Origin of the sequence: Caulobacter sp. FWC2 (assembly GCF_002742625.1) — a bacterium.
Lineage (GTDB): Bacteria > Pseudomonadota > Alphaproteobacteria > Caulobacterales > Caulobacteraceae > Caulobacter.
Map to the genome: position 1 here is coordinate 1602858 of NZ_PEBF01000001.1, position 13599 is coordinate 1616456.

Annotated in this window: 17 protein-coding genes, 1 tRNA gene and 1 pseudogene; 11 read left to right on the forward strand and 8 right to left on the reverse strand. The window is 66.7% G+C overall.

Going from position 1 to position 13599, the window contains the following annotated elements:
• Positions 1–49 precede the first annotated feature (49 nt).
• On the forward strand, positions 50–334 hold the full coding sequence (locus tag CSW62_RS07855; protein ID WP_099576607.1) for a hypothetical protein: 285 nt from the start codon (positions 50–52) through the stop codon (positions 332–334).
• Here the strand turns inward: CSW62_RS07855 and CSW62_RS07860 are convergent.
• The 6 genes from CSW62_RS07860 to CSW62_RS07885 all read right to left on the reverse strand — a co-directional run bounded on the left by CSW62_RS07860 (position 327) and on the right by CSW62_RS07885 (position 6855).
• On the reverse strand, positions 327–827 hold the full coding sequence (locus CSW62_RS07860; protein WP_099576609.1) for an antibiotic resistance protein VanZ: 501 nt from the start codon (positions 825–827) through the stop codon (positions 327–329). The two genes, CSW62_RS07855 and CSW62_RS07860, sit on opposite strands and share 8 nt — an antisense overlap.
• 87 nt (positions 828–914) lie before the next feature.
• On the reverse strand, positions 915–2681 hold the full coding sequence (locus tag CSW62_RS07865; RefSeq protein WP_199170541.1) for a M1 family metallopeptidase: 1767 nt from the start codon (positions 2679–2681) through the stop codon (positions 915–917).
• 59 nt (positions 2682–2740) lie between these two features.
• Positions 2741–3301 carry a demethoxyubiquinone hydroxylase family protein gene (locus CSW62_RS07870; RefSeq protein WP_099576611.1) on the reverse strand — a complete coding sequence of 187 codons (561 nt, stop codon included), beginning with the start codon at positions 3299–3301 and terminating at the stop codon, positions 2741–2743.
• The gene (locus CSW62_RS07875; RefSeq protein WP_099582207.1) at positions 3301–3921 is read right to left on the reverse strand and encodes a disulfide bond formation protein B; all 621 of its coding nucleotides are present in this window, start codon (positions 3919–3921) and stop codon (positions 3301–3303) included. Before CSW62_RS07875 ends, CSW62_RS07870 begins: the two co-directional genes overlap by 1 nt.
• The gene (locus tag CSW62_RS07880; protein ID WP_099576613.1) at positions 3918–4526 is read right to left on the reverse strand and encodes a YqaA family protein; all 609 of its coding nucleotides are present in this window, start codon (positions 4524–4526) and stop codon (positions 3918–3920) included. Before CSW62_RS07880 ends, CSW62_RS07875 begins: the two co-directional genes overlap by 4 nt.
• 118 nt (positions 4527–4644) lie before the next feature.
• Positions 4645–6855 carry a TonB-dependent hemoglobin/transferrin/lactoferrin family receptor gene (locus tag CSW62_RS07885; RefSeq protein ID WP_099576615.1) on the reverse strand — a complete coding sequence of 737 codons (2211 nt, stop codon included), beginning with the start codon at positions 6853–6855 and terminating at the stop codon, positions 4645–4647.
• Between the two features lie 159 nt (positions 6856–7014).
• On the opposite strand from CSW62_RS07885, the gene CSW62_RS07890 reads away from it, so the two are divergent.
• The 8 genes from CSW62_RS07890 to CSW62_RS07925 all read left to right on the forward strand — a co-directional run bounded on the left by CSW62_RS07890 (position 7015) and on the right by CSW62_RS07925 (position 11559).
• Positions 7015–7800 (forward strand): DUF4198 domain-containing protein, encoded by a 786-nt coding sequence (locus CSW62_RS07890; protein ID WP_099582208.1) that lies wholly within the window; start codon positions 7015–7017, stop codon positions 7798–7800.
• 8 nt (positions 7801–7808) lie between these two features.
• On the forward strand, positions 7809–8276 hold the full coding sequence (locus tag CSW62_RS07895) for a hypothetical protein (protein WP_099576616.1): 468 nt from the start codon (positions 7809–7811) through the stop codon (positions 8274–8276).
• Positions 8277–8378: 102 nt separating this feature from the next.
• Entirely contained in the window at positions 8379–8627 is a 249-nt protein-coding gene (locus tag CSW62_RS07900) for a DUF3297 family protein (RefSeq protein ID WP_099576618.1), read from the forward strand.
• A gap of 44 nt (positions 8628–8671) precedes the next feature.
• Entirely contained in the window at positions 8672–8914 is a 243-nt protein-coding gene (locus CSW62_RS07905) for a hypothetical protein (protein ID WP_099582209.1), read from the forward strand.
• Positions 8915–9002: 88 nt separating this feature from the next.
• Complete coding sequence (locus CSW62_RS07910) at positions 9003–9767, forward strand: hypothetical protein (RefSeq protein WP_233206631.1); 765 nt, start codon at positions 9003–9005, stop codon at positions 9765–9767.
• Positions 9768–10002: 235 nt separating this feature from the next.
• Complete coding sequence (locus CSW62_RS07915) at positions 10003–10512, forward strand: MarR family winged helix-turn-helix transcriptional regulator (protein WP_099576622.1); 510 nt, start codon at positions 10003–10005, stop codon at positions 10510–10512.
• A gap of 95 nt (positions 10513–10607) precedes the next feature.
• Positions 10608–10692 (forward strand) — tRNA-Leu (locus CSW62_RS07920).
• Positions 10693–10776: 84 nt separating this feature from the next.
• Positions 10777–11559: a hypothetical protein gene (locus CSW62_RS07925; RefSeq protein ID WP_099576624.1), complete on the forward strand. Its 783-nt coding sequence runs from the start codon at positions 10777–10779 to the stop codon at positions 11557–11559.
• On the opposite strand, the gene CSW62_RS07930 is transcribed toward CSW62_RS07925, so the two are convergent.
• Entirely contained in the window at positions 11556–12158 is a 603-nt protein-coding gene (locus CSW62_RS07930) for an alpha/beta hydrolase (RefSeq protein ID WP_099576626.1), read from the reverse strand. The two genes, CSW62_RS07925 and CSW62_RS07930, sit on opposite strands and share 4 nt — an antisense overlap.
• Before the next feature lie 123 nt (positions 12159–12281).
• Here CSW62_RS07930 and CSW62_RS26835 point away from each other — a divergent pair.
• Positions 12282–12413, forward strand: a pseudogene (locus CSW62_RS26835) (hypothetical protein); the annotation flags it as partial.
• An 18-nt stretch (positions 12414–12431) separates the two neighbouring features.
• Here the strand turns inward: CSW62_RS26835 and msrB are convergent.
• A complete protein-coding gene (gene msrB / locus CSW62_RS07935) occupies positions 12432–12914 on the reverse strand; it encodes a peptide-methionine (R)-S-oxide reductase MsrB (protein WP_099576628.1) in 483 nt (160 codons plus the stop codon).
• Between the two features lie 55 nt (positions 12915–12969).
• Here msrB and CSW62_RS07940 point away from each other — a divergent pair, with 55 nt between their 5' ends.
• Positions 12970–13548 carry a type 1 glutamine amidotransferase family protein gene (locus CSW62_RS07940; RefSeq protein WP_099576630.1) on the forward strand — a complete coding sequence of 193 codons (579 nt, stop codon included), beginning with the start codon at positions 12970–12972 and terminating at the stop codon, positions 13546–13548.
• Positions 13549–13599: the final 51 nt, after the last annotated feature.

A 13599-nucleotide genomic window follows, 5' to 3' on the forward strand; every position in this document is an offset into this window, starting at 1 on the left:
GAGCGGCGGGTTTTTACTCCGAGGCCAAAAAGCCACGGGAGACTAAGCCATGAGCCGACAACCCAATACCGACGGCGACCAACGCCACTTCACGCACGGCACCGCCGCGTCCACGGCCGACATGGCCTCGGAGAGCAAGGCGCGTCCGGAAGACCGCCATATCGACGCGCCGCACGCGCGCGAGGCCAAGCGTCCGTTGGCCGACAACGAAAAGCACGACCAACTGGCCAGCAAGGTCGCCAACTCCGAAAGCCGTCAGGAAGCCCTGCTGGACGAAGGTCTGGAAGAAAGCTTCCCGGGCAGCGACCCGGTCAGCGTCAAGCGCATTACCTGACGGGAAACCGACGGGCGGCGCGCTCGGCGAAGCTGGGCGCGTCCGTCTGCGTCGGTGAGAAGGCCGTCGCGCGCTGGCGGCGGCCGCGACGCCGATCAAGCGCGGCGATCTGGGCGAAGGTCAGGTCGCCCTGTTCGCGGGCCAGCTTGCGAACGGTCTCGATCATGCTGGCGCCATAGATCGTCAGGATGCCGGCCGCGTCGGCCAGCCAGTCGGCGATATTGCCGTCGCGGTGGGCGATGATCTGGGCGACCTCGACCGCCGCGCCCAGCACCAGGGCCGCGATGGCCAGGTCATTGCGGCGCATGCGGGGGAAAGCCAGGAACGACACGGCAAGCAGGCCGCCGAAGGCGATGGCGTGCGCTTCCTTGTCGGTGAGGCCGAAGTGGCCCTCCGCCCCCTGGAACGGACCTAGAGTCAGCACCACCACGGCCAGGGATCCAGCCACCAGCGTGAAACGCGCGGCGGCGACGAAGTGGACGGGCTTGAACATGGGACGCGACCTCCGGAAGGACATGCGGGTCCTAACCTGGAAGGTCGCGCCATCCGGTGAACGGACAGGGTTAGCGGAAGGTGACCGCTATTTCTTCGCGCCTTCCGCCGCTTTCTTGGCTTCGGCCTCGGCCTTGGCGGCGTCGTCCTGGGCCTTCTTCCAGGCCTGATAAGCTTCCAGATAAGGCTGCCGGCGCAGGACCTTGGAGGCCGGGTCGACGATGATCGGCACGGTGTCGCCGATGCTCACCCGGCCTGTTCCGTCGGCCATCGGCAGGGTGACGATCCTGTCGCCGACCTTGACGTCCACCGGCATCGGGAAGGGTTTGTTCTTGGGCGTCTTCCAGGTCAGCACCAGGTCGCCGCCCTCGCGGCTCTCGACCAGTTCCGGCGGCGCGGCCTCATAGAGATAGACGTCGAAGAACCAGCAATAGTCCTTGCCGGTCACCCGGTTTACGATCTTGATATAGTCCTGGGTGCCCAGGTAGCGGGTCGTGAAGTTGCCCGGCTTGGGATCGTCGCGGCCGTAGACAGCGATGCGGGTGATCTTGAAGAAGGCCTCGTCGCCGACCAGGGTCCGCAGCGTGTGCAGGACGTTGGCGGCCTTGTAGTAGATGTCGTTCCCCGGCCCGCGCTCGCCGTTATAGACCTCGTCTTCCTTCAGCTGTTTGCCGGAGACGATCGGGAACCTGTTCTTGGTGTCGACCCGCATCTGGTTCAGGCGCGCCATGTACTCCATGTCGCCGTGCAGCCACTGGGACATCAGCGGCTGCATGTAGGTCCCATAGCCCTCGTGCAGCCACATGTCGTCATTGTCGCTGTTGGTCAGTTGGTTGCCGAACCACTCGTGCGCGAACTCGTGCTGCAGCAGCCAGTCGAAGCCGTAGACCTCCTTCTTGTACTTGTTGCCGTAGGCGTTGATCGTCTGGTGCTCCATGCCCAGGTGGGGGGTCTCGACCACGCCCATCTTCTCGTCGCGGAACGGGTAGGGGCCGATCATCTGCTCGTAGAAATCCAGCATCGGCGCGAACTCGGCGAACAGGCCCTTGGCCTTGTCGGCGCTGCCTTTCAGATACCAGAACGACATCGGGAAGCTGTCGCCGAAGCGGCTCTTATAGGTGGCCGTCATCTCCTCGTAGGGGCCGACATCCAGGGCGATGGCGTAGGTGTTCGGGTTCTTGGCCCGCCAGTTGTAGGTTCGCCAGCCGTCCTTCTCGGTCATGCCCATGAAGACGCCGTTGGCCGGGGCGACCAGAGGGGCGGGGACGGTGATGTGCAGGTCGACCAGCTTCGGCTCGCCCGTCGGATAGTCGATGCAGGGCCAGAAGATGTCGCAGCCGTCGCCTTGTACGGCGGTCGCGATCCAGGGCTCGCCGGTCGGCGCCTTGCTCCAGACGAAGCCGCCGTCCCACGGGGCGCGCTTGGCCTCCAGCGGGACGCCGTCATAGTTGACGACGACCGTCACCGACCTGCCCTTGGCCACCCTCTTCGGCAGGGTGATGGTCATCCGGCCTTCGGGATTTGTCCAGGCCGTGGGTTTCAGCGCCTTGCCGTCGATGGTCAGCTTGCGGATCATGAAGACGCGGTCGAAGTCGAGGACCAGCTTGTCCAGCCGCGCCTTGGCCGTGAAGGTCAGGGTCGCTTCGCCCTCGATCGCCTTCTTGTCGGGCAGGATCTTGAACTTGAGGTCGGCGTGCTCGAAGTCCAGCGCCCGCTGCTCGGCGGGCATCGGGCCGCCGGTCTGCAGGCTGAGTTCGCTGGTCTTCAGAGGCTCGCTAGCGTGAGCCGTCGACAGGGCCAGCAGCGACGCCGCGCAGGCGGCGAAGATACGGAACGACAAGAAGGCGACTCCCAACGCAAGGTCTTGTGGGGAGCATCGGTAGGCCCGCGCGCGGCGGGCGCCAACCCGAGGGCCTAGATCTTCTCGCTGATCTTGATGGCGGCGCGGCAGCCGGCCTGGATCACGGCGGTCAGCAACGGGTAGGCGACGGCTTCATGCGCGCCTTCCTCGACGGCGATGTCGCGGTGTCCAAGCTCGTCGTCGCGGAACTGGGTCAGTTCGGCGGCCAGGGCCGGGTCGCGGTCCTTCAGCTCTTCGATTTGGCCGGCATAGTGCTTCTCGATGACGTTCTCGACGGCCTCTGTGCAGGCATGGGCGGCCTTGTCGCCCAGCAAGGCGGTGCCGGCGCCAAGCGCAAAGGCGGCGGCGCGCCAGACCGGCGACATCAGGGTCGGGCGGACCTTGCGCTCGGCAAGCAGTTCGTTGAAGCGGCTCAGGTGGACCTGCTCGTGGCCCTCCATCTCCTGCAGTTGGCTGGCGATGCGCTCGCGGCCCGGCGCGGCGCGCATGACCGCCGCCTGGCCACGATAGATGTGCACGGCCGCCAGTTCGCCGGCCTGGTCGACGCGCAGGATCTCGGCGAGGCGCGAGCTCAGCGCGCCCTGGCCAGGGCGAGAGGGGATCGGACGGGTCATCACAGCGTCTCCGTCTTGCGCAGGCCCGCCAGCACCGACCAGACGGTCAGCTTCAGCGAGACCAGGGCGTTCCAGCCCGCCATCGACAGCCCCAGGAACACCCAGGCGGCCTTGTCGCACATCGGCGGCTTGATCTTCAGCGAGCCGTCCAGCATGGCCGAGAGGTTGACCGCGCTGGCCGCGCCCGTGCCGGTGCAGGTGGTCGGACCCGGCCACCACTTCCACTCGACGCCCGCGTGGAAGGCGGCCAGACCCGTCCCGTACAGGAAGGTCGCGCCCAGCAGCAGGTTCACCGGTAGACGTAGGCGAGCCCACAGCGGCGCGCGCTGCAGGACGGCGCCGATCAGGCCGACGGTCCCGGCCACCCAATAGACCTCGCGGGCCTTCAGGCAGAGGTGGCAAGGGGCGAGATGGCCGAAGGTCTCGAACGCATGGGCGATGGCCAGCATCAGCGCGCTGGACAGGAAGGCGACCAACGGCCAGTGGCGCGTCACCAGGTCGTAGACGACGCCGATGAAGGTCGGGGCTTCGGCCGCCGCGGGCGCGGGACCGCGCACTGGCGTGGCGGCGGGCGTCGCGCCGCCGGCCGGGATTTCAGTCTTCGGATCGTCGTTCGTCACGCGGCGCAAGCTCCAGCATGTCCGCCCCCGCCGATGAAGTGGCTGGCCGTCAGGCCGATGACAAGGAGGGCGATCAAAATTCCGGCGAACAGGGCCAGGCGGCGCTCGACGATCGGCAGCAGGGTGGGGCCGAACTTCTTGACGATGAAGGCGACCATGAAGAAGCGCGCGCCGCGCGTCACGGCCGAGGCGGCGACGAAGATCGGGAAGCTGAAGGCCGCGACACCAGAAGCGATGGTCACCAGCTTGTAAGGGATCGGGGTCAGGCCCTTGGCCAGGATCACCCAGACGCCGTACTTGCCGTACCAGCACTGGAACTGCTCGAGGCCGCCGGCGTGGCCGGTGGCCGACATCATCCAGAGGCCGAAATCGCGCAGGAAATAGCCGATGGCCCAGCCCAGCATGCCGCCCAGCACCGAACCGAGCGTGCAGATCAGGGCGTAGCGCCAGGCCTTCTCCGGCTTGGCCAGCACCATCGGGGCCAGCATCACGTCCGGAGGAATCGGGAAGAACGAGCTCTCGGCGAACGAGACGGCGAAAAGGCTCTTGGGAGCGTGGCGGGAAGCGGCCAGGCCCATGACCCAGTCGTACATACGGCGCAGCATGCGAACTCCGAAGAAACCTGTTGCGCGTTGCTAGCAGGGCCAAGCGAGCTTGTCCGCAAGGATGTCGGCGCGCGCGGCTTCCCGGCCCACGCGCGCCGCTCCTAAGCTAGCCCTAGCTCTAGAACTTCAGCGCGAGGGAAACGCTGTAGTTTCGGCCGGGCTGGCTGTAGCCGTCCTTGACGGTCGAGCTGTCGGCCAGGCCGCGCGCGTCGCTCCACCACCAGTACGTCTCGTCGGTCAGGTTGAAGACGCCGGCGCGCACGGTCACCGCGTCGGTGACGGCCACCCAGGCGGTGGCGTCGACGACGGTGAACGCGGGCGGCGTGAAGCAGCCGCCGGTGCAGGTGACGCCCGCGCGGCTAGCCGACTTGCGGTCGGAGTGAACGACGCTGAGATCGCCGCCGAACCGCCCCGTCGGCGCGCGATAGGCGATGCCGCCGGTCAGCTTGACCGGGTCGATCGAGACCAGCGGCGTGCGGACGCCATTGGTCTTGGACGAGCCCTTGGAATACGAGGCCGCGGCGCGGGCCGTGAAGCCCTTGCCCAGGTCGAACGAGGCCTTGGCCTCGGCGCCGCTGATCTTGGCGTCCGACAGGTTGATGTACTGGTAGACGGCCGGATTGGCGGCGGTGAAGTTCCCGCCGACCTGCACCTGCTCGATGAAGTCGTCATATTTGCCGGTGAAGCCGGTGACGGCCACCCGCCAGCCGTCTCGGTGCAGGCGAACGCCGCCTTCCAGGGTCTTGCTGGTCTCGGGCTTCAGGTCCGGGTTCGAGATCGACTTGTAGTTCGAGACCAGGTTAGCGAAGCCGGTGTTGATCTGGATGGGGGCGGGGGCCTTGAAGCCGGCGGCGGCGTTGGCGAACACGGTGACGAGGTCGCTGGCCTCCCAAACCAGGCCGAGCTTGGGCGAGACGTGCGAGTCGTGCTGGCCTGACGCGCTGGTCGTGAACAGCGGGTCGGCCTTCGGGTCCAGCTTGTAGTAGTCGAAGCGAACAGCCGGATAGATCGTCACCGGACCCGCCGTGATCTCGTCCTGCACATAGAGGCCGGCCAGGGTGAAGTCGGTGGTCGGGAAGGCCTTGCCGGGGAAGGTCTCGCCGGCCGGCGGAACCGTGCCGTCGCGCGTGCCTTGCTGGCGGGTGAGCGAGGCGTCGCCGCCCCAGACGATCTCGTGCTTCAGCGCGCCGGTGTCGAAGACGCTGTGCAACTCGACGCTGGCGCCCAGGACGCGGTTGTTGAACGTGGCGTCGCGGGTACGGTCGGCGGCCGTGTTGCGGTCCTCGGCCGAGAACTGCCGGGTCGTGCTCTTCTGCCAGTAGACGGTCGAGCGGGCGGCGTTGATCAGGCCTTCGCCGCCGTCGAAGCGGTGGTCGGCGCTGACCCGGTTGCGCTTGATCTTGTCGAAGGCGGTCAGACCGACGACGCTGGTCGCGGCCAGCGGCGGCTTGGCGATGGCCGACAGCACGGTCCAGTCGACGTCGCGATCCATGTGGTCGACCGTCAGGCGGAAGCGATTCCTGTCATTGGGGCTGTAGATCAGCTTGCCCAGGAACGAATTGGACTGGTTGTCCTCGGGATTGGCGGTGGTGCGGTCGGTGTTGGCCGAGTCGTTGGTCCCGGCCGTCTTCTGGCCCTTGCCGTCGCGGCGGGTGTAGGCGGCCAGGGCTTCCCATCGGTCCGACTTGCCGGCCAGCAGCAGGCTTTCGGTCCAGCTCTTGTCGGCCGAGGCGTAGCCGACGCGGGCGCGGCCGGCGAAGGTCTTGCCGTCCTTCAGGATGTCCGACGGATCCTTGGTGATGAAGCTTACAGAACCCGCCAGGCCATCGGCGCCGTACAGGGCCGAGGCGGGGCCGCGCACGATCTCGACCGACTTGAGGATATCGAGGTCGACATAGTCGCCGCGCCCGGTCGACTGGGCCCCGAAGGCGAAGCCGTCCGGCACGCGCACGCCGTCCACGACGATCAGCACGCGGTTGCCTTCCAGCCCGCGGATGTTGAAGCCGGCATTGCCGTCGCGGCCGGTCGAGGAACCGGCGGCGGTGAAGCGGGCAGGGGCGCTGCGGACCGACACGCCCGGCTCGTCGCGGACCAGATCCTTGATGTCCTTGACCAGGCCGTCCTCGATCTCGTCCGACGAGATGACGGTCACGGTGGCCGGGACCTTGGCGACCGACTTTTCCGAGCGCGTGGCGGTGACGGTGACCTTGTCGACCTCGACCGCGTCGGCGGTGTTGTCGGCGGCCCAGGCTTGGGAGGAAGGCGCGGCGGCGGCCAGGAGCGCGGCGGTGGAGGCCGCTGCGAGGGTGGCCAGCTTCAGGCGAGACATCGATATCCCCTTCGATGGTTGTTGCGACTTATTCGCAATTGGATGGCGGTGGCCTAAATCGACCCGTTGGACCGGTCAAGCTATTTGCAATTGATTCTCAGAACTAATCGCAATATCTCAAGCCTCGCCGCGACTGGAGCGGCGACCGGGATGTTGCCGATGATCCGTTCTCTCCGCGCTGGCCTGCTGGGCGGCGCGCTCCTGCTCAGCCTGGCCGGCTCAGCCGCCCAGGCCCACTCGCCCTATCTGCTGCCGACCGTGTTCGACGCCTCGGACCGCAAGCTCGTGACGGTGCAGGGGGCCTTCACCGAGAGCTTCTTCACGCCCGAGGTGGCGATGAGGTCCGACGCCTATGCCGTGATCGGTCCCGACGGCGTGCGCGTCGCGCTGACTCCGGTCTACACCCGCGAACTGGCGCTGGTCGAAGCGGTCACCGAGAAACCGGGGACCTATCGCATCACCACCGGCCTGCGCGGCGGTCGCACCGCCAAGGCCGCCCTGGTCAAGGGCGAGTGGCAGTTCTTCGAGGGCGACAAGGCGCCGGCCGACGCCATCGACATGCAGAGCCTGACCCTGGCCGACGTCTATGTGACGCGCGGCGCGCCCAGCGACGCGGCCCTGGCCCCGATCGGCAATGGCCTGGAGTTCCACGCCATCACCCACCCCAGCAAGATCGTCACCGGCCAGGACGCCGTGTTCGAGGTGCTGTTCGACGGCAAGCCGCTGGCGGGTCAGGACATCACCTTTCAGGGCGCCGACGACCGCTACGCCGACACCAAAGCCGCGCCCAGGACTGTGAAGAGCGACGCCAAGGGCCGCTTCGCCCTGAAGGTCGACAGGTCGGGAATCTACCAGGCCCAGACCCGCTACCGCGTCGCCCCGGCGGCCGCTGGCCAGCCCGGCCAGAGCTTCACCTACGCCCTGACCTTCGAATCTCTCCGCTAGGACATCCCATGAAGACCCGCACGATCCTCGCCGCCGTCGCCGTCCTTTCGTTGAGCGCCGGAACCGCCTTCGCCGCCTCGCACGCCCGCGACACCTTCATCAAGGAGCAGGACCAGAACGGCGACGGCGTCGTCACCAAGGACGAGTACGCCGCCACCCGCGCCGTGCAGTTCGCCGCCACCGACGCTGACAGGAACGGCGCGCTGTCACGGTCCGAATATGTCGGCGAGTTCAAGGCGCGCCTGGAGAAGAAGCTGGCCACGGACGCGCGTACGCCTGAGAAGAAGGAAGAAGAGCGCGAGCGCCAGATGCGCCAAGCCGATGTCCGCTTCGACGTGCTCGACAGCGACAAGAGCAGCGCCATCACCCGCGCCGAGTTCGACTATTCCGGCTGGCGGATGTTCGTGACGCACGACACCAACAACGACGGCGCGGTGTCGGCCGCCGACCCCGTGAAGGAAGACCCGCAGGCCTAAAAGGACGGGCGGCGCGTCGCCGGATTTGGATTTTCAGCGTTTCGTGGCTATCACCGCCGGCCAAGACATGGGCCGCGCTGCCCCGACCGAAAGCTGAAGACCATGAGCGACACGCCTCCCGACCGCCTCTCCGTCAATCCGGCCAGCCCGTACTACGACGCTGACCTGCTGGAGCGCGGCATCGGCATCCGCTTCAAGGGCGTCGAGAAGACCAATGTCGAGGAATACTGCATCAGCGAGAAGTGGGTGCGGGTCGCGGCCGGCAAGACCGTCGACCGCAAGGGCAACGCCATGACCCTGAAGCTGCAGGGCGAGGTCGAAGCCTATTTCCGCGACACCGCCGAAGGCTGAGGCTTTCGGTGAGCAGTCCTGTGGGCGATCCCGACCTGGAGGCCATGGCGCGCGACGAGCTTTCGCGCGCCGTGACCCTGCGCTGGCAGGAGCTGCGCGGGATCGTGCCTTGGGGCGACACCTTCGAGGGCATTTCCCCCGCCGGCCGCTATGTCGAGGTCGAGCGCAGCTACATCTGGGCCTCGGCCGAGGGCGGCGACATCCTCTGCGAGGTGAGCGTCTTTGGCGGTCCGTCGCGCTATGAGGCGGGCGCGCGGGTCTCCAGCATCATTTCCGCCCCGCGATAAGAACCTTGGCCGTGCATAGATAACGCTGTTGCGTTAACCATAGGCCGCGCTATTCGACGCGTGGCGTATGGGGCCAAGGGGGATCGCCGTGTACCAGTCTGAATTTCCGGTCGAGCAGCCGGTGCCGGTCTTCGACCCGACCCTGGTCTTCCTGCTGATTCTGGCCGGCGTCGCCATCGCCGCCCTGGCCTTCTTCGCCGGCCGCCTGACGGGGCGCGACGAGAAGGGCGAAAAGACCAGCGACGTGCCCAAGAAGATCCACGAGGCCATCAAGGCCAAGTGCGTGGCCGCCTCCAGCGCCCATTCCGGCGAACTGGAAAAGAAGGCCCACGAACTGCTCGACGAGGTCAGGCGGCTGATCGGCCCGCTGCTGATGTTCGGCGGCCCCTGCGCCAAGGCGTTCAAGCACCTGTCCGACGCCATCGACGGCAAGCCGCCCGAGGAGAAGCCGAAGGACGGCCACAAGGACGGCGCCGCGCACGGCAAGGACGACAAGCATGACAAGCACGGCGAAGACGCCGTCTGCGCCGTCCACGGGCCCGAAAAGCACAAGTGCGACGACAAGTGCCGGGGCGGCGGGGTCGAGGTGCTGAGTCGCAACGTGACGATCGTCGGCTCCCAGACCGTGCTGCTGGCGTCCTACAAGCCGGACGCCAAGCACGACGACCACCACGAGGAGCCCAAGGGGCCTGACTCGAAGGAATTCAAGCAACTGCTGCGCCTGGCCGTGGCCGAGTTCGCCGACTTCTGGAACCGTCCCAACTGCCTGCGCGAGCTGGAGGACTGCCAGAAGTCGCTGACGACCCTGCCGCCCATGCCCAAGGAAAAGCTGCACGGCGCCGACCATCACTGACATCCCGAGGCATAAGAACGCCGTTCAGGTGGGCGAGACGGCTATTCTCTGCCCAAGGGGCGTGCGAAAGTGGCTCTTCGTTCGAGTGAACTCGCCCCGCCGTTGAGGCGCGGGCCGGGGACGCTCACACCAAGACGACGCGTGGGCCAACGCCATGGTCCGACCAACGCGCAATGGATTGGCGAAGGCCGCTCCTTCCAAAGGCGGCTGCGCCTGGGAGGACGAAAGGAAGGGTATGACCGCGACGGTCTCTCCGATCACGTCTGGCGCGCCCGAAGCGCCCGAGGCTGGTGTCAGCCTCATCGACTACGTGCCCTATCGCCTGGCCACGGCGTCGGCGGCGGTCAGCCGCCTGATCGCCCGCGCCTACGAGGACCGCTTCGGCCTGACCATCCCGCAGTGGCGGCTGATGTCGGTGCTGGCCGAGGGCTCTCTGACCCAGCACACCGCCGTCACCCGCACGGCGATGGACAAGGTCCGGGTCAGCCGCGCCGCGCAGGAACTGGTCGTCCGCCGCCTGGTGGCGCGTACGACGGTCCGCTCGGACCGCCGCTCGCACACCCTGGAACTCACCGCTGCTGGACGTCGCCTGTTCGCCGAGATCGCCCCGCTGGCCCTGGCCTATGAGGCGACCCTGCTGGCCGGCCTGGCCCCCAGCGAAGTGGCGATGTTCAAGCGCCTGCTGGACCACCTCGAAACCGCCGCCGTGCAACTGACCGGCGGCGAGACGATCAGCCCGCCGTAGCCGTTTCACGGGCCGTCGCTAAACCGCGTTCTGAAGACTGGAAATCGCCGGCGACGCCTGTTAGGAAGACCACCCTTCGCGGAGACGCGAAGCCTGCGGGCGTGGTGAAACTGGTAGACGCGCCGGACTCAAAATCCGGTTCCGAAAGGAGTGTCGGTTCGACCCCGACCGCCCGCACCAATTCTTTCTTTTCGATTATTTGAATTCAAGAACATCCTCGGTCAGGCCAAGCTCATTGCTGCAAGCTAGAGCGGTGGAGGGGGAATGCTCGGGATCATCGATACATTTTGGGATGTGGTCCGGCTGTTAGGCGGGATTGCCATCGTGGGGAGCTTTGTTGTTAGTGCCTCGGTCTGGCTAACTAAGAAGTTGATCGAAAAGGGCTTCGCCAAGGAACTGGAGACCCATAAAGCTGATCTACAGCGTGTGAACGCGGCGGAAGTGGAGCGCTTGAAGGTAGAGCTATCGACGGACCTGGGCCGTAGAACCCGACTACTGGAGCGCGAGTTCGTAGCTCTACCGGAGATTTGGGACCGGGTTCACAACGCAGTTTCTGCTACCCAAGCAGTTGCTTCCCGCTTTCGTCCGGGCGCGAACGTCTACGGTATAAATGCAGCCGCGCTTGAAGAAGTTCTCGCGTTTCTCGACGTCCCTGAGCATGCGAAGGATGAGGTGCGCCGGGAGCAGAACATGAACCGGAGACAGGATCTTTTCACCAAACTCGAGAACGTCTCCAAGCTGAACCACGCCTACAAGACGGTTCACGATGCGCGCAATTATCTGATCGGGCACAGCATTTTTCTGGATCAGGAAACCGGTGCGTCGATTCGAAATCTGTTGGATTTGGCTCGAAGAGCCGTCGATCAGGCAGTCCACAATCACCAGTATCCGCCTGAACCAGGACAGCGAATGGATCTCACAGATACAGACGCATTTATGGCGGACGCCGGGGGGTTACTCCTTGCTGCGGAAGTCAAAGTAAGAGAACGGTTGGGTGCCCACCAACCGGGGACGCAAAATTTGGTCGCCGTCGCTGCTGTGTCCTAAAGCCGCTCAGCGGCCGCCACCCGCTGCACCAGCCCCCGCAGCAGACCGCGCCCCTTCACCCACGCCCCGTGCCCCGACTCCACATTGATGTGCCCAGCGCGGCCGAGGTCCACAAACTCCGACCCCCAGCTCCGTGCGAACGCCTCGGCCCGCTCGATCTCGACATAGGGGTCGTCGCGGCTGGCCACGACCAGGCTCGGAAACGGCAACCGCTGGCGGGGTATGGGGGAGAAGCCGACCAGCAGGCGGCCGGCCGGACCCTCGCGATTGACGTCGGCCGGGGCGACCAGCATGGCGCCGCCGACGCCGCGTCCGCCGGTCACCTGGGCCAGGTGGCAGATCAGGGCGCAGCCCAGGCTATGGGCGACCAGGATCGCGCCGGGGTTCTGGCGGATGGCCTCGGCCAGGCTGATGGTCCAGTCGCCCAGCAACGGGCGCTCCCAGTCCTGCTGCTCGACGCGCTGGGCGTTGGGCAGCTCGCGTTCCCAATGGCTCTGCCAGTGGTCGGGGCCGGAGTTGTAGAGACCCGGCACGATCAGGATCGGCGGGTCATCGCGGTCGCGGCGAGGCGCTTCGAAGAGGGAGGGCGTTGGGGTCATCAACTCAACTCTGGCTACCCGACGCAGATGCCCCATTCCGCCGTCGCGCCACAATTCATATCAATTCGATAGGAATTGAGAAAAGCTGGGGCGAGACGATGGTTTCGCCCGTGCGCATTGGGGATGCACCTATTCGTAAGCGATCCCAAAGCTTGTCATCCCGGCCGCAGCGAAGCGGAGAGCCGGGACCCAGGGGCGACCGCGTTGCGCCGACCCCTGGGTCCCGGACAGCCTCTGCGAGGCTTCCGGGATGACAAGGGAAGGGGGCGACCTCTACGCCGCGATCTTGTCGCCGCGATGCAGCGGATCGGGGAGGGGGGCGCCCGACTTCACGAATTGCAGCGACACCGAGTTGATGCAGTAGCGCAGGCGCGTCGGGGCCGGGCCGTCCGGGAAGACGTGGCCCTGGTGGCTGTCGCAGCGGGCGCAGCGGGTCTCGATGCGGACCATGCCGTACGAGTCGTCGCGGATGCCCAGCACGTGGTCCTCGGCGAACGGGGCGTAGAAGCTGGGCCAGCCCGTGCCGCTCTCGAACTTGGTCTCGTGCTTGAACAGCGGCAGGCCGCACAGGCGGCAGGCGTAGACGCCGGGGCTCTTCTCGCCCAGCAGGCCGCCGCAGAACGGGGCCTCGGTGCCGTGATGCAGAAGCACGCGCGCCTCTTCGGCCGTCAGGTCGGCTTCCAGACGTTCGCGTTCGGCTTCCGTCGGCGCGGTGAGGTCGAAGCCGGCGGTTGAAAGGGTGGCTGTGTCTGTCATGACAGCCAATGTAAGGGCTTACGCGTTGAAGCGGTAGGACCCCGAGGAGCTCTCTATGACCGTAGCCGTCGCCTTTTTGCAGCCGGGCTGGGCCGATTGGGAAGCCGGGAGCGTGCTGGCCCTGCTGCGCCGCGAGCTGAAGGTCCAGATCGAGATCGCCACGCCGGACGGCGCGCCCGAGACCTCGATCGGCGGCGTGCTGGCCGCGTCCGACTACCGCTTCGACGATCCGGTGCTGAACGACGCCGACGTCTTCATCCTGATCGGCAGCGACGCGTGGGCCGAGGGCGAGAACAAGGCGGTCAGCGGCCTGCTGCGCCAGGCCTTCGCCGACGGCAAGGTGGTGGCCGGCATCTGTGCCGGAACCACGGCCCTGGCCCATGCCGGCCTGTTCGAGGGGCGCAAGCACACCTCGAACGGACAGGACTGGCTGGCCAAGACCGTCACCGACTATCCGGGCGCCGAGCACTATGTCGACACGCCCAGGGCGGTCAGCGACGGCAAGGTGGTCAGCGCCTCGGGCCTGGCCCCGGTGACCTTCGCCGCCGCCGTCGCACGCCTGATCGCCCCGGAAGCCGAGGAGGCGATCGCGGGCTACGAGGCGATGTTCGGGCGGGAGTTTTCGGCGGAATAGGCCGCGGAGCCGAAAACCTCGCCCTTCGACAAGCTCAGGGTGAGGTTTTCT

Excerpts from the sequence above, each read along its gene's own strand:
- CSW62_RS07855 (WP_099576607.1), top strand. The coding sequence starts at position 50 with ATGAGCCGACAACCCAATACCGACGGCGACCAACGCCACTTCACGCAC.
- CSW62_RS07860 (WP_099576609.1), bottom strand. The coding sequence starts at position 827 with ATGTTCAAGCCCGTCCACTTCGTCGCCGCCGCGCGTTTCACGCTGGTG.
- CSW62_RS07870 (WP_099576611.1), bottom strand. The coding sequence starts at position 3,301 with ATGACCCGTCCGATCCCCTCTCGCCCTGGCCAGGGCGCGCTGAGCTCG.
- CSW62_RS07880 (WP_099576613.1), bottom strand. The coding sequence starts at position 4,526 with ATGCTGCGCCGTATGTACGACTGGGTCATGGGCCTGGCCGCTTCCCGC.
- CSW62_RS07885 (WP_099576615.1), bottom strand. The coding sequence starts at position 6,855 with ATGTCTCGCCTGAAGCTGGCCACCCTCGCAGCGGCCTCCACCGCCGCG.
- CSW62_RS07890 (WP_099582208.1), top strand. The coding sequence starts at position 7,015 with ATGATCCGTTCTCTCCGCGCTGGCCTGCTGGGCGGCGCGCTCCTGCTC.
- CSW62_RS07895 (WP_099576616.1), top strand. The coding sequence starts at position 7,809 with ATGAAGACCCGCACGATCCTCGCCGCCGTCGCCGTCCTTTCGTTGAGC.
- CSW62_RS07900 (WP_099576618.1), top strand. The coding sequence starts at position 8,379 with ATGAGCGACACGCCTCCCGACCGCCTCTCCGTCAATCCGGCCAGCCCG.
- CSW62_RS07905 (WP_099582209.1), top strand. The coding sequence starts at position 8,672 with ATGGCGCGCGACGAGCTTTCGCGCGCCGTGACCCTGCGCTGGCAGGAG.
- CSW62_RS07915 (WP_099576622.1), top strand. The coding sequence starts at position 10,003 with ATGACCGCGACGGTCTCTCCGATCACGTCTGGCGCGCCCGAAGCGCCC.
- CSW62_RS07925 (WP_099576624.1), top strand. The coding sequence starts at position 10,777 with ATGCTCGGGATCATCGATACATTTTGGGATGTGGTCCGGCTGTTAGGC.
- CSW62_RS07930 (WP_099576626.1), bottom strand. The coding sequence starts at position 12,158 with ATGACCCCAACGCCCTCCCTCTTCGAAGCGCCTCGCCGCGACCGCGAT.
- msrB (WP_099576628.1), bottom strand. The coding sequence starts at position 12,914 with ATGACAGACACAGCCACCCTTTCAACCGCCGGCTTCGACCTCACCGCG.
- CSW62_RS07940 (WP_099576630.1), top strand. The coding sequence starts at position 12,970 with ATGACCGTAGCCGTCGCCTTTTTGCAGCCGGGCTGGGCCGATTGGGAA.